Below are 20,610 nucleotides of genomic sequence, written 5' to 3'. Positions count from 1 at the left end.
TCCGAACTCGCCGTGTTCGAAATATCAGACGCCATTCCGCTTGTCGAACCGAAGATAGGGTGAGGCGAGTTGGACGTCAACGCTCTGCGCAACGCCTGCGAATTTCGGGGGGCGAGGAGCCGGTCGACGAGGGGCATCGCGGCATCGTCCGCCAGGCAGCCCTGGGTGGTGTGGCCGATCAGTGCCTGGCGCAGCTGTTCCAGGAGCGCCGGCGGGATGCGGAGGAGGTGACTGATGGGCTACGAGCCCCCGTCCCGAACCGTGAGTCCGCTCTTGGGCACCTGCTGCGCATCGTGGCCGCGGCGCAAGCTGCTGGATGCCGTATGCCGGGGAGGCGTTGATCGAGGTCGTACCGGGCACCGAAGTCTGGTTCGGCGCCCGGGCGGCGTCGCAGAGCGGTGGCAAGTACCGGGCGCGTCCGCGGCCCTCTGCCGGAAATCCGCCCCTGGTTGCAGACTGGGACCGTTTTCGTCGCACAGCCCGGCCGAACTGCGCGACTGGTGGACCGACAGGGAGATCCGGTCCGGTACTTCCAGGCGATCGCGTCGATCACCTTCCGGTGATCCCGCCATCGCCCGCCTCGTCGAGGTGCCCGGTCCGGCAACAGCGGCTCGATCCAAGCCCATTGGGCGTCAGCCGACGGCACACCCAGAACAACGATCGCACGATCTGAATGGTTCGGCCGAATTCAACCGGACGGCGTGACCGAGGACCGCACGCCGAACCACTGCTCGGCGCCGAACTCCTCGAACCGCTCCACCTCGGTGAACCCCAGCTTCGCCGCGAGGCGCATCGCGCGGTCGTTGGCGGTCTGGGTGCAGAGCACCACGGGCTCGCTGGGAAGCGCGTCGGCGAACCAGTCGAGTGCCGCTGCGCACGCCTCGGCGGCGTACCCGCATCCCCACGCCTCCGGCAGGAACATGTAGCCGAGTTCGGCCTCCCCGGCATCCGGTCGGACGTGCCCCGGACGCTCCGCGTCGCGCCGATCGAGCGTGATCATGCCGATCATCGCCCCGTCGAGATCGATCACGAAAAGGCCAGGGCGCCGCCCGGGCACCTCGGGCACCGCGCGTTCGAGCTCATCACGCGGCCGAGGGCCACCGATGTAGGTGCCCACCTCAGGCGATGCGAACAGCTCGACGAACGCCGCACGGTCCCGGGCCTCGGACTCGCGGAGCAGGAGCCGTTCGGTCTTTATCGGGGTAGGCGGCCAGGTGACGGGTCCGAGTTCAGCCATGGCGGGCAAACTATCGCACGGCCGTGAGAGTGATCCGAAAGATCCGAAAGAGAAGGCCCAACCGGCCCACGGCCGGCTGCACTCACCGCACGCAGGGGTACCAGCGCGTGCCGGTCCGCTCCATCATCGAGCGTTCGGCGGATTCCAGGCCGCGTCCGGCACAGCCTGCCGTCCTTGGGAGTCGTCCTCGTCGAAGTCCATTCATCCCCAGGTCGTTGCACCACGCCGCCGGCCTGCGTCCGCTTCGACGGCGGGTGCGGTGTCGGACGCTGCTCAGGCCCTCGCGTACGTGAAGCCTCTGCAGGCGACCCGTCGCCGGAGTTCTCGGTCCAGCCGTACGGGCGCAGGTCGAACCGATCAATGCCCGTCAGAGGGACAGCGCACGCTCGAGCGCAGTGCGGTCTGTCGGTGCTCCGTGTGCGGGGAGCACGACCTCGACCGGCAGCGCGAGCAGCGGCCGCAGTCTTTCTACGACCTCCTCGCGCGTAACGCCGCCCCGCAGCCAGTCGTTGATCTGCAGGCCGTGTCCGAAGTCGACCAGCGTGTCGCCCGAGATCACGGCTCCCACGCGGTCGATCCAGAGCACGAGATCGTTGTGTTCCCTTCCGGCGGACGCCTCGATTCCGCTCATGGGGCGGTCGCCCGCGGCATACAGGTGCGCCTCGCCGCTGCCTCCGGCGAGCAGCCAGGCGAGGTCGGGGCTGCCGCCGGCAGCCTGCTCGGGAGTGATGCCGTACTTCCCTACGAGGTCGTCGGCGGTGTCGGGCGGCGGCACGAACACCGGCACGCCGAGCTGCTCGACCAGGCTCTGCGTGTCGCGTTCGTGCCAGGGCGCGGTGAGCACCACCGCCGGCTCGCGGTCGGCCGCGAGCCCGAGGATCTCGTCCGGCACGGACAGCGGGTCGAAGAGGAGCAGCCGGGCGCCGTCGTCCATCGCACACGACGACACCTTTTGTGGCCATCGCTCTCCCGGCGTCCAGTCCGGGTGCGGCGCCTGCCAGTGCCAGACGCCGGCCGCCACTTCGCGCATGCGAGGGACTCTACTGGTGCCGGTGCGCGGACGCCGTATGGGCAACAGGTGTTGCGGCGTCTCCGGTTCAGGTGATGCCTTGATGGCAGCCGCGCGGTGCCGGCGACGATGCGGACATGGCTGGACCGGCGCCCCGGTTCCTCTGCCCACCTGCACTGGCGCTTCAGGGCGCCTCGACATCGCGGTCCGGTCGGAACGGTCCGTGCACCTGCGCCTCGATGCAGTCGTCGAGGGCGTCTTGGGGATCGGACAGGGCCTGTCCGGCGGATCGTGCCGGACATGCCCCTGGCCCCGAGGAGGGCTCAGCGCTTGAGCGTGAAGGTGAAGTCTCCGGAGAGCTTGCCGCTCAGCCGGACTGCCGAAACGAGTTTGCCCTCCGTGATCAGTCTCTCGACCTCGGCCCGCGAAAGACCGCAACCCTCAGCGATCAGTCGCACCGGCCGGACAGGGATCCGCGCCGCAAAGCGGACCGAGATGTCGATCACCTCGCGGTCCAGGTGATCCGATCCGCCGGTGTCGAGGCGCCAGGCGTTGTCCCAGTCGAGGGCGATGCGATTACGGCGCCGCACGACCGGATCCTGGAGCAACTCGGCTGCCAGGGCAGGGTCGTTGTCGTGCAGCCGGTCCAGCAGCTCAGGTCGTACGGAGCGCACATTCATCCGCTCCAGGACCGTGAGCTTTGCCGTGTCCCCGCACGCGGTACAGAGCACGAGGAGCCAGGCGTCGAGGAGCTTGTGGTTCGCGTTGACGCGAAATTTGCCGTTCGCCCGGAAGCGCTCGGACGCGCACGCGTGGCAACGACGGAGAACGGTCGGCAGGCAGGTGGGCATGACCACCCAGCTATTGAGCACAGAAGTACACCGGTTTCAGTGAGAAGTCCGCAGCAAAAAGGAGCGCGGCGCACATGCGCGACGCGCGACACATCAGCCCTCGGGAGGTCTCACAGGGTGTACAACGGCACGTCCTTACCCAGACGACTTGGCTCGGCAGCACGGTAGGGCAGCACAGCGGCGCTGAACCACTGGTTTTCGAGCGCCTCACCGCCAGGTTCCATCCGGCGGGACCATGGACGAAGCCAGAGCCGGATCGCGGCGACGGTGACGGCGCCGTGGAAGACGTAGGCCCGCTTGTCCTACCTCGTGGCCATGGCCCGGAAGTTCCTGAGCCTGTTGGTCGTCCGCTCGATCTCGCTGATCGGGGCGGGTGCGAGGGTGAAGGCCGGCTGGTAGGACTTGACCGTGTTGTCGTATCGGATCGCCATCCGCACCGGTGGCGCCGTCGCCGCCGACGTCCGTCTCCGTGCCCCGGTCAGCACGGAGGCGACGCACGTCTCTCGGATGAGAAACATGAGAACCCCACATTCATTACTTCTCTTTGACTTCCGCTGAGGTTCGTCCCGGCTCGTCAGCATGGCGGAGCGCCGTCCTCTACCGGTCGGCCGAATTTCACCACGCCGCTCGGGAGACGAGATGCCGCTGAACCGCAGGGAATTGCTGAGCCGATCGGTGCTGGCGGGCGCCGGGGTCATGCTCATCGGCAGTGTGGAGGCGCTGCTCACGGCACCCGGAGCTGTCGCCGACACCGCCGCGACGGGCGGCGCCGTCGGCTACGGCCCGCTGGTTCCGGACCCCAAGGGCATCCTCGCCCTGCCCGAGGGCTTCTCGTACCGGATCCTGACCCGCACCGGCGAAACCACCCTGGAGTCCGGCCAGACCACCCCCGGCAATCACGACGGCACCGGCGCCTTCGCGGCCGGCGACGACGATGACGACGACGCGGTCACCCTGCTGGTGAACAACCACGAGATCGACGACCCGCTGGCCGACGCCGAGCACCCCGTGCCGCACCTGGACGGTCTGGTGTACGACCCGGCGGCGGCCGGCGGTTGCACCGTCGTCGAGGTGGCGGACGACTCCGTACGCGAATGGGTCGGCATCGCCGGCACCTCCACCAACTGCGCCGGCGGCGTTACCCCCTGGGGAACCTGGCTGACGTGCGAGGAGACCGAGGACAAGGCCGGCGTCAACGGCATGACCAAGGACCACGGCTACGTCTTCGAGGTCGACCCCGCGCACGGCAGCGCGGCCAACCTCGACCCCAAGCCCGTCACGGCCCTCGGCCGCTACGCCCACGAGGCCGTCGTCGTCGACGAGTACCGCGGCCACCTCTACCTCACCGAGGACGCCTCCAAGCCCAACGGACTGCTCTACCGCTGGACCCCGCCGGTCGGCTTCACCCACGGACCCGGCAGGCTGCGGGACCTTGCCGACAACGCGGGCGTGCTGGAGGCGTTCAAGTGCTTCGACGCGTCCGGCCAGTACGTCGACGACCTCTCCCGCGCCACGAAGGTCGGCACCGCGTACCGCGTGGACTGGGTGAAGGTCCCCGACCGGGACGCCGTCACCACGTCCGTGCGCAAGCAGTTCCTGGCCGGTGAGATCACCCGCTCCCGCAAGCTCGAGGGCATGTGGTGGGGCGACGGCGGAGCGTACTTCGTCTCCAGCTACGCCCGTACCGAGAGCCCGGGCACCCCGCACGACGGCCAGGTGTGGTTCTACCACCCGCGCAGCAGCACCATCACCCTCAAGGTGCTGCTTGCGGTCAACCCGGACGTGTCCAAGGACGGCGCCTACGACGGCCCCGACAACATCACCGTCTCCCCGTTCGGCGGCCTGGTCATCGCCGAGGACGGAGAGGGCGTCTCCCACCTCTTCGGCGCCGCCGCCGATGGCCGGACCTACCCCATCGCCCGCAACGAGCTGAACGTCGGCACCCCGGAGGCCCCGGAGTACAGCGAGTTCGCCGGCGTCACCTTCTCCGCCGACGGCAAGACGCTGTTCGCCAACATCCAGGACCCCGGCATCCTCCTCGCCATCACCGGCCCGTGGTCGGGCGACGACGGCGACGACTAGTTCCGCCGGCTCCCCCCTCCCTCCGACTCCACCACCTCCACGGCTCCACAGGTTCGACGGCAGTGGCTCAACGGCGAGCCACCGCCGACCCCTGCCAGTGACACCTCTCCTCACGAGGAAGCTGACATGCAAACCCTCATCGCACACGCACGCACCTTCGCCCGCTCTCAGGGCGCCGAACTGGGCAAGCTGGCCGCAGGCCAGTCGCCGCACGCCCTCTTCATCACCTGCTCCGACTCACGCGTCGTTCCCTCGCTCATCACCGGGGCCCGCCCCGGTGAGCTCTTCGAACTGCGTACGGCGGGGAACATCGTCCCGCCCTACGACGCGGGTCCCACCTCCGAGGCCGCGACGATCGAGTACGCCGTCACGGTGCTCGGTGTCTCCGACATCGTCGTCTGCGGCCACTCCCACTGCGGCGCGGTCGGCGCGCTGGTACGCGGTGACGACCTGTCGGCCGTACCGGCCGTACGCGACTGGCTCGGTCACGCCGGCGGGCTGCCGGCCGGCGCGCAGGACGACCCGCTCGTCGCCGAGGCGGTCCAGCAGCACGTGCTGGCCCAGGTGCTCCGGCTGAAGTCGTACCCGTGTGTGGAGACCCGCCTCCACGACGGGCGGCTGCGGGTCCACGCCTGGTTCTACGAGGTCCACACCGGCGGCGTGCTGGCGTACCGGACCGAATCCGACTCCTTCGAGACGCTGTGAGGCATCCGATGAACACCGCTTACTTCAAGCAGGACTTCGCCGCCTCCGTCGTCGTGTTCCTGGTCGCCCTGCCGCTGTGCGTCGGCGTGGCGGTCGCCTCCGGAGTACCGGCCGAACTCGGCATCGTCACCGGCATCGTCGGCGGACTCGTCACGGGCATGCTGCCGGGCAGCAGCCTCCAGGTGTCCGGCCCGGCCGCCGGGCTGACCGTGCTGGTCTTCGAGGCCGTGCACCAGCACGGGCTCGCGACGCTCGGCCTGATCGTGCTGGCAACGGGCCTGCTGCAACTCGGCATGGGGGCGCTGCGCTGGGGGCGCTGGTTCCGGGCCATCTCCGTCGCCGTGGTCGAGGGCATGCTCGCCGGAATCGGCCTGGTGCTCATCGCCGGTCAGCTGTACGCGATGACCCACAGCAAGGCGCCGTCCTCCGGCATCGACAAGATCGCCGGGCTGCCGGAGATGCTCGTCGGCTCGCTGGACTCCGCCCCGGCCGTGGCGTCGCTGCTGCTCGGCGCGGGCACCGTCGCCGTACTGGTGCTGTGGCCGAAGCTGCCGAAGCGAGTACGCCTCGTGCCCGGCCCGCTCGTGGCCGTCGCGCTCGCCACCGCCGCCTCCCTGGCCTTCGGTCTGCCCGTCACCAAGGTGACGGTGGAAGGCCTGGTCTCGGTGATCCAGGCGCCCGAGCTCTCCGCCTTCGGGGAACTGGCGGACATCGGCGTGGTGAGCACGATCCTGGCGTTCACGCTGATCGCCTCGGCGGAGAGCCTGTTCAGTGCGGCGGCCGTGGACCGGCTGCACGACGGTCCGCGCACGGACTACAACAAGGAGCTGATGGCCCAGGGCGTGGGCAACACGGTCTGCGGCCTGCTCGGCGCGCTCCCCATGACCGCGGTGATCGTGCGCAGCGCGGCCAACGTCCAGGCGGGGGCCCGGACCAAGGCATCCCGGATCATGCACGGCGCCTGGCTGCTGCTGTTCGCGGCGCTGTTGCCGGCCGCGCTGGGGGTCATCCCGATTCCGGCGCTCGCGGCCGTCCTGGTCCACTCCGGCTTCAAACTGATCCCCGTGAAGGGCCTCGCCGCCCTCTGGCGCGGACACCGAGGTGAGGCCGTGATCCTCGTCGTCACCGCGGTGTCGATCGTCGCGATCAGCATGTTCGAGGGCGTACTGATCGGTCTCGCGCTCGCCGTGGTCAAGACGGCGTGGCAGGCGTCGCACGTCAGGCTGGAGATCGTCGACAAGGGCGCGGGCCCCGTGCAGGCACACCTGACGGGCAACGCGACCTTCCTCCGGCTGCCGAAGATCCTCGACGCCCTGGAAGCCATCCCGCAGGACCGCCCCGTCGAGCTGAACCTGTCGAAGGTGCACCACCTCGACCACGCCTGCCGTACGGCCCTGGAGAACTGGGCGGAGCGGCACGGAGCGGCCGACACCGCGTCGGCCAAGGTCATCATGGCCGTCTGAGCGGAACGCGGGGGCGGTGCCGTACGGGGCGCCGCCCCCGCACACCCGGTCGGCGCTCACACACAAAGTTCAAGGGCAGGTCATGCGGTCAGCAGGCCGCCGCCGGACTCCGGTGGTACCTCTTCAGGCAGGTCCGATGCCGCAAGGCACTTGCCCCAGGACACCGAGGAGTCGTACCCGCGTGACACGAAGCCAGCTTCTCGCCGCCCTCGCGGCCGGCGCGATTCTGCTCGTCGGAATCCCCGTCTCCGGTGCCCATCAGGCGCCACCTCCGGATCTCGGTGAGCCGGTCGTCGTCGGCCGCACCGGTCCCGGCCCCACGAGCAGCTCCGTACCGTCCCCGGCCAACCGCGCGACGGAGCAGACCCCGACCCGGTCACCGTCCCCCGGCGCGACGACCCGGCCCCCGGACACGTACGGCGGCGAGGGTACTGTCGCCCCCACCGGTGCGGAGCAGCCGGACGACACGGACCCCGACCGGACGCACACGGCGCAGCCCGTGTCACCGAAGTCCCCCGTCCCCGCCGGAGAGTCGTCCGACGACGATCCGACGCCCACCTACAGCCCCGCCGCATCGGCCACCTCCAGGACGTCGAGCACACCAGCAGGCGACGACGACGGAGGCGACGATGACACCGGTGAGGATGACTGAGCCCGCACCGCCCAAGCAGGCCACCCGCATGCCCGGGCGCCACCCGCTCCGGTCGATCCACGTGCGCCTGCTCGGGCGGATGCTGGTGCTCGTCGGGCTGACCCTGGCGAGCCTCACGGGTGCGGAGTCGTTCATCCTCACGGCTCGCCTGAACGAACGCATCGACCGCGAACTGGCCCACGACATCGAGGGGTTCCGCTCCTTCGCCACCGAGACCGCGGCCGGTTCGGGTCCGGTCCCCGGCGGAGTCCGCGCACTCTTCGTCTCCTACCTGCGCGGATACATACCGGAGCACGGCCAGACCCTGATCACCCTGGTCGACTCGGAGCCGTACCGCCGTTCCGCCGAGGAACCGTCGGCCCGCCTGGACACCGATCACGCACTGATGCGCCGGGCCGCCGAGGTCCGCTCACCCTCCTACGGGGACGCGAAGAGCGCGGCGGGCTCCGTGCGGTACGTGGCCGTGCCCGTCGCGGTGTCCGGCGACTCCGCGCGGGGCGTGCTCGTCATCGCCACGTTCACCCAGCAGGAACGCGACCACATCAACGAGTCGATCCGCACCCAGATCTATCTCGGCCTCGGCGCCATGCTGCTGTCCGCCTGCGTCGGCTGGATCTTCGCCAGCCGTATCGTCGCGCCGCTGCAGGTCCTGCGGGACACCGCCCGCTCGATCCACGAGTCGGACATCACCCGCCGCATCCCGGTTCAGGACCGGGACGAGATCAGCCAACTGGCAAGCACCTTCAACGACATGCTCGATCGCCTGGACGATGCCTTCTCCACCAAGCGGGAGTTCATGAACGACGTGGGCCACGAACTGCGCACCCCTATCACCATCGTGCTCAGCCAGCTGGAGACACTGCCCGACGAACCGGCGGCTCGCGCTCAGACGGTGGCGGTCATCACCGATGAACTCTGGCGCATGCACCGCATGTCGGAGGAACTCCTCATGCTGGCCAAGGCCCGCCGCCCGGACGCCCTGCGCCCCGAGGACCTCAGCTTCTCCGAACTCATCGAGGAGGTGTACGTGAAGGCCGCCGCGCTGGCCGAACGCCGCTGGCTCCTCGACTTCGAGGACAACCCCCACCGCGACACCCTCCACGCCGACCGCCAGCTCCTCACCCAGGCCATGATCCAACTCGCCCAGAACGCCGCTCAGCACACCGAGGAACACGGCCGGATCTGGATCGGCGGCCGGGCCGGAGCCGACAGGGTCGAACTGTGGGTCAAGGACACCGGCCCCGGCATTCGACTCGCGGATCAGCAACGCATCTTCGAGCGATTCACGCGTGCCGAGGAGAGCCGCGGCAGGACCGGAGCGGGCCTCGGACTCGCCATCGTCAAGGCCATAGCCGAGGCGCACCACGGCGAGATCCAGCTGGACAGCAGTCCGGGCCGAGGCGCGACCTTCACCCTGCGCATCCCCTACGTCACCCACGGGCTGAACGGCGACCCCCGGAAACCATGAGCCAGAGCAGACAGCCCCGCCACCACCTCCTCATCGCCGAGGACGAGACCCACATAGCCTCCTACCTCTCGGAACGCTTCACCGCCCACGGCTTCCGCACCACCGTCGTCACCGACGGGGAGACAGCCCGGCGCGCGGCCATGTCCGGCAGGTACGACCTGATGGTCCTGGACATCGGACTGCCCGGCGAGAACGGCTTCACCGTGGTCACCCGCCTCCGCGCGGCGTCCAGTGCCCTCCCGGTCATCATCCTCACGGCCCGGGACACCGTCGCCGACACGGTGCACGGCCTGGAGGGCGGCGCCGACGACTACATGACCAAACCCTTCAGCTTCGAGGAACTCCTCGCACGAGTCCGCCTGCGCCTGCGTCTGCGCGAGACCGACAGCTCCGTCCTGCGCCGCGCCGGAATCGCCCTGGAGACCCGCACCCGCCAAGCCTATGTCGACGGCCGGATCCTCCAGCTCAGCGCCCGAGAGGCCGCCCTGCTGGAACACCTCATGCGCAACACCGGAAGCGTGCTCAGCCGGGAGGAACTGCTCTCCGACGTATGGGGCTACGAGGCGTCCGAGGGCTCCAACATCGTCGATGTCTATGTCCGTTACCTCCGCCGCAAGCTGGGCGCGTCCAGGATCACCACGGTGCGGGGGCAGGGCTACCGGCTGGAGGGCGACGAACTCGCGTGACGGGGGGGCAAGGCGGCACGGATCTGCCGATCACCGGGCGAGCCACCGACTGGCGTCACGCCGGCCCCCCAGCACCCGGAGGCACCCCCACAGGCGGACGGTGCTGCACCTGTTCCCTCCGGGTGGCGTCTCACCGCCCGCCCTCACGGGCGCGCCCGTCAGCGCACGAGCCATCCGCTTCCTGTGGCAACACGATGAACGCCGTGCCCTTGGTGAGGTCAATGCTGGAGCGGGGCGGCGCACCGTCGCTCTCGTCGTCCCGCCGCAGCAGTTCCACCCTCCGCTGCTCCAGCTCCACCGTCTTGTTTCCGTTCACGACCGCCGTGAATTCGTCGAAGGCGATGTTCGACAACGACCGCCCCGTGCGCCTGCGTAGCCACGGCATCAAACCCAGCCCCGTGAACCATCGCCACGCGCTCTCCACCAGGGCGAACAAGACCAGCAGAGACGCGAACGCCGGGAACGACATGAGCAAAATCGTCACGGATGGTTCCTCATCGTCCTCGACACAGCTGACTGCCGGGAAGCGGCGGAAGGGTCACGGGGACGGCTCCCGATCTCGCGGCCATGCGGTCCCCTCGACCGCCGTTGTGGCGCTCATTTCGCTGATTGCCATGGCCTCACTGTTCTGGATCCGCAGCGCGCAGAGATCAGGCCGGCGCATGATCCGCTTCCCCCATGCGGCGGAGGCGCAGCCCATGGGGGTCCACCGCATGGAGGAGTACGGGTGGGAGCCTTCGGTCAACCCGCCGGACAGCACCCCTGAGTGGTGCGCCGGATCACTGACGGATCCACCGCCGGATCGCGGCGACGGTGACCGTGCCGTGAATGACGAACGCTCTCTTGTCGTACCGGATCGCCACAGCTCGGAAGTGTTGAGCGCGTTGATGGTCCGCTCCACTTCGTTCCTGCGGGTACAGAGCGTCCGGTAAAACCAGCAGGGCGACCGCCTCGGCAATGCGGCTGGGCGTCACACCGGTGACGAACTGGCTGATGCCCTGTTACCTGGGGCGGGGTCCGGCAGGGGCTGCAGGCGGGAGTTGCTGCGGCTGTAGAGCAGGTAGACGGCCAGGGAGAGGGCGAGCCAGCCGCCGAAGAGGAGGTAGGTGTCGAGGGGGAGTTCGTAGATCAGGTAGCCGCAGGCGAGGAGGGAGAGGATCGGGACGACCGGGTAGCCGGGGACGCGGAAGCCCCGGTCGAGGTGGGGGGCCGTGCGGCGCAGGATCAGTACGCCGAGGGAGACCACGGCGAAGGCCGCGAGTGTGCCCATGCTGGTGAGGTCCGCGAGCAGGTCGAGCGGGAAGACCGCCGCCAGGACCGCCACGAAGCCGCCGGTCAGCAGCGTGGTGAACACCGGGGTGCCGCGGCGCGGGCTCACCCGGTGGAAGGCGGCGGGCAGCATGCCGTCGCGGCCCATGGTGTAGAGGATGCGGCTTTGTCCGTACAGCACGACGAGGGTGACACTGACGATGGACAGCACCGCACCCGCGGACAGTAGCGCGGCGGGCCACTGGGCTCCGGTGATGTCGCCGAGGATGGCGGAGAGGCCCGCCTCCTGTCCCTCGAAGGCCGTCCAGGGCTGGGCCCCCACGCCGACCACGGCGACCAGGATGTAGAGGGTGGTGACCACGGCCAGGGCCCCCACGATGGCGAGCGGCAGAGTGCGCCGGGGGTCGCGGACCTCGTCGCCGGCGGTGGAGACCGCGTCCAGACCGATGAACGCGAAGAAGACGGTGGCCGCGGCCGTGCCGATGCCTGCGACGCCCATGGGCGCGAACGGCTGCAGGTTGCCGGAGTCGAAGCCGGAGAGGCCCACCACCACGAACAGCGCGAGCACCCCGAGCTTGACCAGCACCATGACCGTGTTGACCACGGCGGACTCCTTGGCGCCCCGTATCAGCAGCAGGCAGCACAGGGCCACGAGGACGACCCCCGGCAGATTGATCATTCCGCCCGATCCGGGCGGGGCGGAGATGGCCTCGGGCATCCGGAAGCCGAAGAGCCGCTGCGTGAAGTCGTTGAGGTACTGTCCCCAGCTCACCGCGATCGCCGCGCCCGAGACGGCGTACTCCAGCAGCAGGCACCAGCCAACGGCCCAGGCAGTGAACTCGCCCAGAGTGGCGTACGCGTACGAGTACGAGGAGCCGGACACCGGCACGGCCGAGGCGAGTTCGGCGTAACAGAGCGCGGTGAGGGCCGCGGCCGCTGCCGCGACGGCGAAGGACACGATCACCGCCGGGCCTGCCTCGGGCACCGCGGTGCCGAGCAGGAAGAAGATGCCGGTGCCGATGGTGGCGCCGATCCCGATCATGGTGAGCTGGAACGGGCCGATGGTACGGCGCAGGACTCCGTCGCCCGGCTCCGTCGTGAAGGTGTGCAGGGGCTTGCGTCTGAGCAGCTGCTGACGCAGCGTCGGCTGAACGGTCATCTGTCGTCTCCTGGGGTGAGTGCCGGGGCAAGGGCTCAGGGGAGGTCGCGTCGCTGCAGGTCGTCGTAGGTTTCCCGGCGCACCACGGCCCGTGCCTCGCCGTTCCGGCAGAAGACGACGGGCGGCCGCAGCGCGCCGTTGTAGTTGTTGCTGAGGGAGAAGCAGTACGCGCCGGTGACCGGCACTGCGATCAGATCGCCGGGCCGGGGGTCGGGCAGAGGCACGCCTTTGCTGACGGCGTCGCCGGACTCGCAGTGCCGGCCGACAAGGTGGCAGGGTTCGCCGCCGCCTACGCGGGTGGCGACGGCGGCCTCGAAGCGCTGTCCGTACAGGGCGACTTCGAGGTTGTCGCCCATTCCGCCGTCGACGGCGACGAACACCGGCTCGCCGTGCTTGACGGTGACGACCCGGTAGAGCGTCACGCCGGCCTCGGCCACCATGGAACGGCCGGGCTCGATGATGATCTCCGCGTCGGAGGGCAGGACCCTGTGGGCGGCCCCGACCAGCGTGTCCAGGTACTCCTCGACGCTCGGCGGGTGGTCGTCGTAGGTGTAGCGGGCACCGAGGCCGCCGCCCAGGTCGTAGACGGCGAAGGCGCCGAGGTCTGCCACCGCCTCGACGGACCGGGCGAACGGTTCGGTGTCGAGGATCTGCGAGCCGATGTGGACGTGGACGCCGTCCAGCCGCAGGCGGCTGCTTCCTCGCAGCCGGGCGATCGCCTCCCGCGCCTGGGGCAGGGTCAGGCCGAACTTCGAGCCCTCCTGCCCGGTGGCGACGGCGGCATGGGTGTCGGGGCGGATTCCGGGCGTGACCCGGACGAGGACGGCCTGCTCGCCGGAGCGCGGAACGAGCCGCTCAAGGCGGTCGATGTCATCGGCATTGTCGATGACGATCAGTCCGGCACCGGCCTCCACGGCCATGTGCAGTTCGCCGTCGGTCTTGGCGTTGCCGTGGACCACGAGCGAGGCCGGGTCGACACCTGCGGCCAGGGCGAGGGACAGCTCACCGCCGCTCGCGACGTCGATGCTCAGCCCCTCCTCGGCCAACAGCCGGTACACGGCTGTGCAGGGGAACGCCTTGGAGGCGAACGCCACCCGGGACTTCGGCCAGCGGGCGGCGAGCCCGTCCGCGTACCGGCGGGCGCGGGCGCGCAGTGCCGCCTCGTCGACGACGAGCGCCGGGGTGCCGAAACGCCCCGCCAGGTCGGTGACCGAACAGCCGCCGATCACGAGTGCGCCGTCCGGACCGAGCGCCGTGCCCGTTGGGAACAGGCCGAGCAGCGCCTCCCGCGACGCCGAGGCGATCGCTTGCGGGGCTGTCGTTGTGACCGGTACGGCCATGGTCTTCCTCCGTGCGACGTGGGAGCGATGTGCGATCCGGCCGTACGTGCCCTGGCAGCGGCCGGTCCCCATATATTCGGGGCCACCCGCCCCCGCTGCCTTGTCGGTATCGCCTACGCTTCGACCATGAATTCGTCGACATCGTCAAGTGGGGACACCGGAGACGGCACGGTGGAGGAGCTCTTCGCACTCGCGGATGCGATCGCCGCGGTCATCGGCGGCTCCGTGGCCATCGAGGACCTGGACGCCCGGGTGCTCGCCTACTCCACGCTGTCCGGCCAGCGCATCGACGAGCTGCGCCGTCAGGGCATCCTCGGCCGACGTGTGCCGGAGCAGCCCGATCCACAGACCGCGCAGCAGCAGCGCCAGTACCGGGCGGTGCTCGCCGCGCCCGGCGTCGTGTCCCTGCCGGGGCTGGCCGAGGGCGAGCTACCGCGTGCCGCCGTGGCCATCCGAGCCGGGGACCTGCCTCTGGGGACGATTTGGGCGATCGTCGACCACGCACCGCTCGAAGAGGCGGGCGAACGGGCGCTGCTGGACGGTGCACGGACCGCGGCCCTGCACATGCTGCGCCGCCGCAGCGCCGCCGCCCTGGAGCTGCACGCGCGCGACCAGGCGCTGCGCGCCGGCCTTGACGGCACGGTGCCTGGTCCGGAGACGGCGTACCGGCTCGGCCTGCCGACGGGCGGGCGGCTGGTCCTGCTCGGCTTCGCCCCCGTCGCGAGCTCCGCGGAGGTAGGCACGCAGTTGACTCGCATGGGCTCCGACCTCGGCCGGCACTGGGCGGCGGTCCACCCGTCCGCCGCCGTCGCGACCGGGCCGCGCGCCGTCTACACCTTGCTGCCCGGCGCGGACCCGGAGTCCGCGCGGCGGCTCGCGGCGCAGGCCGTCGCCGCGGTCACTCGTCCGCGTACGATCCCGCTGCGCGCCGCCGTCAGCCTGCCCACGACCGACCCGGGCGAGCTGCCGCGGCTGCGCGCGGAGGTGGACGACGTGCTGCGCGTGACGACGGCCGAGACCTCGGCACCGGCCGTCGCGGCACTGACCGACGTCCACGCCCAGGTGCTCCTCGACCACGTGGCCGACGAACTCCACCGGCGGCCACAGCTGCGCCACCCCGGGGTCGAGGCGATGCTCGCCCATGACCGTGACCAGAACACGCAGTACGCCGCCTCGGTGGCGGCTTGGCTGGACGCCGTCGGCAACGTCGGTGAGGCGGCGCGGCGCCTCGCCGTGCACCAGAACACGCTCAAGTACCGTCTGCGGCGCACGCGCGAGCTGTTCGGCCTCGACCTGAACCACCCGGATGACCGACTGTCCTGCTGGATGCAGTTGCGGATCGGCGCCCGCCACGTGGTGGATGACCCGGGCGCGAGCGCCGGCAAGGGTGCCCTGTGAACGAGGCGTGGTCCGGCTGGGGACGCGTCCCGGTCGGGAGAACGCCGCTCGCGCGAACGACGCGAGGCAGGTGCCGGCGGGCGCTACGGGTGCTGCGGGGCAGTGCACAACGGTGACCTCGTCGACATGTCTGTTGGACGCACGCCCTCTGTTCCATGAGGACTTGAGCGTCCCCGCGTCCCCGCGTCCCCGCGTCCCCCCGTCCCCGCGTGCCCAAGGCTCCACCATCTCGCCCTGTGGGAGCCACGCCGGAGCGGACCGGCGTGCCCCTCCGCCACGGTCAGAGGTCGTCCTCGGTCCATTGGTCCAGCAGGATGTCGCCCAGGTATCCGCTGGATTCGGCCGCCCCGCCGTGGCGGGATTGCTCGGTCCAGATGACCTTGCCGCCGGACGTGTAGCGGGTGCCCCATCGTTCGGCGTACTGGGCGACGAGAAACAGGCCGCGGCCGCCCTCGTCGGTGGTCTTGGCCCGGCGCAGATGCGGGGAGGTGCTGGAGCCGTCGGCGACCTCGCAGATCAGGGTGCGGTCGCGCAGCAGACGGACGGTGATGGGCTCGGCGCCGTAGCGGATGGCGTTGGTGATCAGCTCGCTGAGAATGAGCTCGGTGGCGAACCCGATGTCCTGCAGACCCCAGTCCTCAAGGCGGCGGGCGCATGCGGTGCGGACCGCGGACACCGCTGCGGGATCGCGCGGCACGTCCCACTCGGCGACCTCCGCGGAATCGAGTTGGCGTGTGCGGGCCACCAGCAGTGCGATGTCATCCGTGGGACGGGCGGGCAGCATCGCTTCGATCACCGCGGCGCAGGTGGCCTCTGGGGAGCGGCCGGGCCCGGCCAGGGCCCGGCGCAGGGCCTCCAGTCCGGCGTCGAGGTCCCGGGTGCGGGCTTCGACCAGCCCGTCGGTGTAGAGCACCAGCCGGGAGCCCTCGGGCACGGTCACTTCGGCGCTCTCGAACGGCAGGCCGGCGCCCAGGCCCAGAGGCGGAGAGACCGGTAGCTGGGGGAATTCCACGGACCCGTCGGGATGGACCACCGCCGGTCCCAAGTGGCCGGCGGTGGCGGCGACCAAGCGCCCACCGACCGGATCGTAGATGGCGTACAGGCAGGTGGCTCCGGTGATGCCCAGTCCGTTCTCACCTGCGGCGGACTCGACGGCGTCGATGTGAGCCACCAGTTCGTCCAGATGGCTCAGGAGGTCATCGGGAGGCATGTCCAGGGTGGAGAAGTTGTGCACGGCGGTGCGCAGGCGGCCCATGGTGGCTGCGGCGTGCAATCCGTGGCCGACGACATCTCCGACCACCAGCGCCACACGGGCGCCGGACAGTGGGATGACATCGAACCAGTCGCCGCCCACCCCGGCCTGGGCCGGCAGGTAACGGTAGGCGGCCTCCAGGGCGTTCTGCTCGGGCAGTCCGCGTGGCAGGAGGCTGCGCTGCAGGGTGACGGCCATGGTGTGCTCGCGGGTGTAGCGGCGCGCGTTGTCGATGCACACGGCCGCCCGGGCCGCCAGTTCCTCGGCGACGGACATGTCCTCCTCGTCGAACGGAGGTGAGGCATCCGCGCGCCAGAAGTTCGCCACTCCCAGGAGCACGCCCCGCGCCCGCAGCGGGACCACGACGAGGGAGTGGATGCCGTGGTCCAGGACCCGCTGGGCACGCTCGGGGTCCTGTGCCCGCCAGCCTTCCGATGCGCTCAGGTCGGGCTCCAGGACCGCCCGGCCGATAATCACCCTGTCGGCGGCGGAGTTGGTGGGAACGAACCGGATCAGCTCACCGACGGGATAAAGCGCATGCGTCCCTTCCGGGCCGAAGGCGGCGGTCCGGCGCATTTCGGTGCTCGCCCCGGGCGGTTCCTCGCCGCGCAGCACCGGATCCAGCAGCTCCACGGTGACGACGTCGGCGAATCGGGGGACGGCCACCTCCGCCAGCTCCTCGCAGGTGCGCGTCACATCCAGAGTGGTCCCGATCCGCACCCCAGCCTCGTACAGCAGCTTCAGCCGCTCCCGCGCCACCTCCGCCCGCCCGGTCACTGCCGCCAGCTCCGTCGTGTCCCGCAGGGTCACCACCCAGCCGGCCTGCCCGCCGTACGGGGCGGTGGGCCGCTTGTTCACCGCCAGCAGTCGGTCCCCGGCCGGGTGCACCGTGTCCGTGACCGGCTCGTCCGACGACAGCAGCCGCGCCGTCTCCTCGTCCACCCCCAGGTCACCTACCTGCCGCTGCTCCGCATCCGCCGACAGGTCCAGCAGCCGCCGCGCCTCGTCGTTCGCCAGAAGCAGCCGTCCATCGGCACGGATGATCAGCACCCCCTCGCGCACCGCGTGGAGAACCGCGTCGTGGTGCTCGTACATCCGCGTCATCTCGGCCGGAGCCAGACCGTGCATCTGCCGGCTCAGCCGCCTGGCCACCAGCGCCGTCCCCAGTGTGGAAGCCACGAGTGCGGCCACTCCGGCGCCGAGGATGATCGGCAGCTGCTGATCGACCAGGCTCGAGACGTTCTGGACGGTGATACCGGAGGACACCAGGCCGACTACCGAACCGTCTGCGTCCTTCACCGGGGCCACGGCCTGGATGGCTGTTCCGGTGCCCCCGGGCACGGGTGGTCCGCCTGCCCGCTCGACAATGGTGCGGCCTTCGAGCGACGGTTCGATCGTGCCGACGAACGGTTTCCCGATCTGGCGGGGATCGGGATACGTAAGACGGATCCCCTTCGTGTCCAGGACAACAACGAAGTCCACGCCCGTCCGCTTCCTGGCTGCCTCGGCGCGCGGCTGCAGCACCGCCGTCGGGTCCGCGCTCTTCAGAGCCTCGGCCGTGCCAGGGGCGTTCGCGAACATCTCGGCCGCGGTCACCGACTGGCGCTCCGCCTCTCGCGTACCGTCGCGCACCACCTGAACTGCCAAGGCGGTCACTCCGGCCACGACCAACAGCAGCACGATCACGACCTGCAGTGCGAAGACCTGTCCGGCGGCGCTGCGCACGTTGAGCAGGAGGCGCAACGCCGAACCGAAGCCGGCCTCCGACTCCGTCGCCGAACTCGCGGGGTGACGCCGATCGGACGGACGCCGGCCCATGAGCTGACGCTGCAGCGAATTCCGATATCGCCGGAACGGTTCCTTCATGCGCTATTCCTAACACTGCACTGTGGCCGGGACGTCGTCGCCATGTGGGCGTCCCCGAACGTCACCGGGCACCTGGCGGAGGGCGACCCGTTGTTACGTGACCTGACCCGTCGTCATCGTCCTCATCGGTCGTCCCGATGGTGGAGTGCGCATTCACCGTCAGGACAGCAGGTGACGCCGTTCCGTTTCTGAGGCTCAGGCAGCCCGGCTACCAGGACGGTTCCCGTAGGAGACGACACGCCGTATGTCACCGATGGCCTTTCAGCGGCCCGCCGCGGGCGGTGCGCTCAGCGGCGGGTGACTGTCGGCGCGGGCGCGGACCGCCCGCAGGGCGGCTTCGGCGCGTGCGCGGTGGTGGAGCCGGTGCGCCGGTAGGCGTGGACGTCGCCGCGGCCGGCTCGGCTGCCCAGGCGGGGGGTGAAGGTCCGGTAGGGGAGAGCGAGGGCTGTCCGGGTGTGGTGGCTCGGTGCGCAGGCAGTGGTCTCGGATCGCAGCGGTACGTGCACCCCGACCACGAGCGCTACCGTCCGAGCTGACGAAGACGCCTCCGATGCCTGGCAACACCCGCCGTGTGCACGGTTTCGCGAGACCCGCAAGCCGGGTGCCACCATGCGGGGCCGACCCGGCGGGCCTAGCGTGGAAAGAGTGATGTCCTCATCAGGACGTTCACATTCGGACGTCCACGTCTGGCAGGAGGCCTGCCCGTGAGGTACTCGCAGATGCGCTGGCGCAGGGCATGCGTGGGAGTGGCCGCTGCCTCGATGCTGGCGGTGCCTGTGTCCACTGGGACCGCGTACGGCGTCACACCGCCCCCGGGGCCGTCCCTCTTCACGTCGACCGCCGGCAACAACGACTTCCCCGAGCTCAGCCCGGCCGTCGCCGCGCGTCTGGACAAAGCCGTCCGGCAGGTCATGCGCGAGGCGAACGTGCCCGGCGTGATGGTCAGTCTTTCGGCGCCCGGAAAGGGGAGCTACGTCCGGACCTTCGGCGTCGCCGACAAGGCCAGCGCCGCCCCCATCGAGCCGAACATGTACATGCGCATCGGCAGCGAGACCAAGACCTTCACCGTGACCGCGCTGCTCGAACTGGTCGACGAGGGCAAGGTGGGGCTGGACGATCCGATCGACAAGTACATCAAGGGAGTCCCCAACGGAGACAAGATCACCCTGCGCAACCTGGCCGGGATGCGCAGCGGCCTGTTCAGCTACTCCATGGACGAGGGCTTCGTCAAAGCACTGCTCTCCAATCCGAAGAGGTCCTTCACACCCCAGCAGTTGCTGGACTACGCCTTCGCACACCCGGTGCAGTTCCAGCCCGGTGAGAGGTTCGACTACTGCAACACCAACCTGATCCTGCTCGGCCTGGTGGTGGAGAAGGCCGGTGGTATGCCGCTGGAGGAGTTCATCGACCAGCGGGTCCTGAAGCCGGCCGGGCTGCGCCACACCGTCTTCCCGGACGGCGCCGAGTTTCCCAGCCCGCACGCCCAGGGCTACACCAACCAGACGGCCACGGGAAAGGTCGAGGACACCGTGGACTGGAATTCCTCCTGGGCCTGGGCAGCCGGAGCGATGATCTCCGACCTGCGGGACCTGCGCAGTTGGGCGCGTACTCTCGCCACGGGCACCCTGTTGTCACCCGAGACGCAGGCCCAGCGCCTCAAGACGGAGCCGACGGGTATTCCGGGCGCGGGCTACGGCCTCGGCATCTTCGACATCCAGGGCTGGATCGGCCACAACGGCTCGATCCCCGGCTACGAGGCCCTCTCCATCTACCTCCCGGAGTCGAAGGCCACGCTGGTCGTGCTCCTCAACACGGACATCCTGCACGGCCAGACGGAGCCCAGCACCCTCTTCGGCCAGGCGATCACACGCATCGTGACCCCCGAGCACGTGTTCAACATCCCGGTCGTGATGCCGCGGCCGTCACCGTCACCGTCGCCGACGTCCTAGGGACGGCGACGACGATCACGGCGACTTACAGAACGACGGAGTGGGCGCCCCGGACTGCACACCCCTCCCCAGGGACCCCAACAAGCCCAACGATCCCGAAATGTGCGATTCGCACCACAATCCCGTGACGGGAACAGGACCCGCCCAGCGTGCTGCAAAAGAAGGCTGTCGCTGCGAGTCGCGTGAGAACACATACACGGGCTACGGCACGGGCTCCGGGTGAC

The 20,610-nt window shown here is 70.0% G+C and carries 16 protein-coding genes and 2 pseudogenes; 8 read left to right on the top strand and 10 right to left on the bottom strand.

The window, feature by feature from the left end:
- Positions 1-178: 178 nt before the first annotated feature.
- The 5 genes and pseudogenes from ACF08N_RS33580 to ACF08N_RS33560 all read right to left on the bottom strand — a co-directional run.
- Positions 179-646, bottom strand: a complete 468-nt coding sequence (locus ACF08N_RS33580; protein ID WP_392328506.1) for a transposase — start codon at positions 644-646, stop codon at positions 179-181.
- Between the two features lie 42 nt (positions 647-688).
- Entirely contained in the window at positions 689-1,237 is a 549-nt protein-coding gene (locus tag ACF08N_RS33575; RefSeq protein ID WP_392328505.1) for a GNAT family N-acetyltransferase, read from the bottom strand.
- Between the two features lie 367 nt (positions 1,238-1,604).
- Complete coding sequence (locus ACF08N_RS33570) at positions 1,605-2,267, bottom strand: hypothetical protein (protein ID WP_392328504.1); 663 nt, start codon at positions 2,265-2,267, stop codon at positions 1,605-1,607.
- Between the two features lie 302 nt (positions 2,268-2,569).
- Entirely contained in the window at positions 2,570-3,118 is a 549-nt protein-coding gene (locus ACF08N_RS33565; protein ID WP_392328503.1) for a DUF1062 domain-containing protein, read from the bottom strand.
- A gap of 218 nt (positions 3,119-3,336) precedes the next feature.
- Positions 3,337-3,459: pseudogene (locus tag ACF08N_RS33560) on the bottom strand (IS5/IS1182 family transposase); the annotation flags it as partial.
- 277 nt (positions 3,460-3,736) lie between these two features.
- On the opposite strand from ACF08N_RS33560, the gene ACF08N_RS33555 reads away from it, so the two are divergent.
- The 6 genes from ACF08N_RS33555 to ACF08N_RS33530 all read left to right on the top strand — a co-directional run bounded on the left by ACF08N_RS33555 (position 3,737) and on the right by ACF08N_RS33530 (position 10,153).
- A complete protein-coding gene (locus tag ACF08N_RS33555) occupies positions 3,737-5,179 on the top strand; it encodes an alkaline phosphatase PhoX (RefSeq protein ID WP_392328502.1) in 1,443 nt (480 codons plus the stop codon).
- Between the two features lie 126 nt (positions 5,180-5,305).
- Positions 5,306-5,884, top strand: a complete 579-nt coding sequence (locus ACF08N_RS33550) for a carbonic anhydrase (protein WP_392328501.1) — start codon at positions 5,306-5,308, stop codon at positions 5,882-5,884.
- A gap of 8 nt (positions 5,885-5,892) precedes the next feature.
- On the top strand, positions 5,893-7,347 hold the full coding sequence (locus tag ACF08N_RS33545) for a SulP family inorganic anion transporter (RefSeq protein ID WP_392328500.1): 1,455 nt from the start codon (positions 5,893-5,895) through the stop codon (positions 7,345-7,347).
- 181 nt (positions 7,348-7,528) lie between these two features.
- Complete coding sequence (locus ACF08N_RS33540; RefSeq protein WP_392328499.1) at positions 7,529-7,999, top strand: hypothetical protein; 471 nt, start codon at positions 7,529-7,531, stop codon at positions 7,997-7,999.
- Positions 7,992-9,467, top strand: a complete 1,476-nt coding sequence (locus tag ACF08N_RS33535) for a sensor histidine kinase (RefSeq protein WP_392328498.1) — start codon at positions 7,992-7,994, stop codon at positions 9,465-9,467. Before ACF08N_RS33540 ends, ACF08N_RS33535 begins: the two co-directional genes overlap by 8 nt.
- Positions 9,464-10,153 carry a response regulator transcription factor gene (locus ACF08N_RS33530; RefSeq protein WP_392328497.1) on the top strand — a complete coding sequence of 230 codons (690 nt, stop codon included), beginning with the start codon at positions 9,464-9,466 and terminating at the stop codon, positions 10,151-10,153. The genes ACF08N_RS33535 and ACF08N_RS33530 overlap by 4 nt, the downstream gene beginning before the upstream one ends.
- A 130-nt stretch (positions 10,154-10,283) precedes the next feature.
- On the opposite strand, the gene ACF08N_RS33525 is transcribed toward ACF08N_RS33530, so the two are convergent.
- The 4 genes and pseudogenes from ACF08N_RS33525 to lysA form a co-directional block, all read right to left on the bottom strand.
- Positions 10,284-10,637 (bottom strand): DUF6191 domain-containing protein, encoded by a 354-nt coding sequence (locus ACF08N_RS33525; protein WP_392328496.1) that lies wholly within the window; start codon positions 10,635-10,637, stop codon positions 10,284-10,286.
- Positions 10,638-10,932: 295 nt separating this feature from the next.
- Positions 10,933-11,104, bottom strand: a pseudogene (locus tag ACF08N_RS33520) (IS5/IS1182 family transposase); the annotation flags it as partial.
- Between the two features lie 19 nt (positions 11,105-11,123).
- The gene (locus ACF08N_RS33515) at positions 11,124-12,581 is read right to left on the bottom strand and encodes an APC family permease (RefSeq protein WP_392328495.1); all 1,458 of its coding nucleotides are present in this window, start codon (positions 12,579-12,581) and stop codon (positions 11,124-11,126) included.
- Positions 12,582-12,616: 35 nt separating this feature from the next.
- On the bottom strand, positions 12,617-13,921 hold the full coding sequence (lysA, locus tag ACF08N_RS33510; RefSeq protein ID WP_392328494.1) for a diaminopimelate decarboxylase: 1,305 nt from the start codon (positions 13,919-13,921) through the stop codon (positions 12,617-12,619).
- A gap of 126 nt (positions 13,922-14,047) precedes the next feature.
- Between lysA and ACF08N_RS33505 the strand changes: the two genes are divergently transcribed.
- Positions 14,048-15,319 (top strand): PucR family transcriptional regulator, encoded by a 1,272-nt coding sequence (locus ACF08N_RS33505; RefSeq protein ID WP_392328493.1) that lies wholly within the window; start codon positions 14,048-14,050, stop codon positions 15,317-15,319.
- Positions 15,320-15,599: 280 nt separating this feature from the next.
- Here ACF08N_RS33505 and ACF08N_RS33500 read toward each other — a convergent pair whose 3' ends face one another.
- Positions 15,600-18,389, bottom strand: a complete 2,790-nt coding sequence (locus ACF08N_RS33500) for a SpoIIE family protein phosphatase (RefSeq protein WP_392328492.1) — start codon at positions 18,387-18,389, stop codon at positions 15,600-15,602.
- 752 nt (positions 18,390-19,141) lie between these two features.
- Here ACF08N_RS33500 and ACF08N_RS33495 point away from each other — a divergent pair.
- Positions 19,142-20,386 carry a serine hydrolase domain-containing protein gene (locus ACF08N_RS33495; protein ID WP_392328491.1) on the top strand — a complete coding sequence of 415 codons (1,245 nt, stop codon included), beginning with the start codon at positions 19,142-19,144 and terminating at the stop codon, positions 20,384-20,386.
- Positions 20,387-20,610: the final 224 nt, after the last annotated feature.

The sequence above is a fragment of the Streptomyces sp. NPDC015127 genome, from assembly GCF_043080095.1.
GTDB lineage: Bacteria > Actinomycetota > Actinomycetes > Streptomycetales > Streptomycetaceae > Streptomyces.
The sequence above is the reverse complement of the archived record's forward strand: the minus strand, read 5'-3'. Positions and strand labels throughout refer to the sequence as shown.

Bases quoted from the DNA above. Each gene is read 5' to 3' on its own strand.
- ACF08N_RS33550 (WP_392328501.1), top strand. From the start codon at position 5,306: ATGCAAACCCTCATCGCACACGCACGCACCTTCGCCCGCTCTCAGGGC.
- ACF08N_RS33545 (WP_392328500.1), top strand. From the start codon at position 5,893: ATGAACACCGCTTACTTCAAGCAGGACTTCGCCGCCTCCGTCGTCGTG.
- ACF08N_RS33575 (WP_392328505.1), bottom strand. From the start codon at position 1,237: ATGGCTGAACTCGGACCCGTCACCTGGCCGCCTACCCCGATAAAGACC.
- ACF08N_RS33515 (WP_392328495.1), bottom strand. From the start codon at position 12,581: ATGACCGTTCAGCCGACGCTGCGTCAGCAGCTGCTCAGACGCAAGCCC.
- ACF08N_RS33530 (WP_392328497.1), top strand. From the start codon at position 9,464: ATGAGCCAGAGCAGACAGCCCCGCCACCACCTCCTCATCGCCGAGGAC.
- ACF08N_RS33505 (WP_392328493.1), top strand. From the start codon at position 14,048: ATGAATTCGTCGACATCGTCAAGTGGGGACACCGGAGACGGCACGGTG.
- lysA (WP_392328494.1), bottom strand. From the start codon at position 13,921: ATGGCCGTACCGGTCACAACGACAGCCCCGCAAGCGATCGCCTCGGCG.
- ACF08N_RS33535 (WP_392328498.1), top strand. From the start codon at position 7,992: ATGACTGAGCCCGCACCGCCCAAGCAGGCCACCCGCATGCCCGGGCGC.
- ACF08N_RS33555 (WP_392328502.1), top strand. From the start codon at position 3,737: ATGCCGCTGAACCGCAGGGAATTGCTGAGCCGATCGGTGCTGGCGGGC.
- ACF08N_RS33500 (WP_392328492.1), bottom strand. From the start codon at position 18,389: ATGGGCCGGCGTCCGTCCGATCGGCGTCACCCCGCGAGTTCGGCGACG.
- ACF08N_RS33570 (WP_392328504.1), bottom strand. From the start codon at position 2,267: ATGCGCGAAGTGGCGGCCGGCGTCTGGCACTGGCAGGCGCCGCACCCG.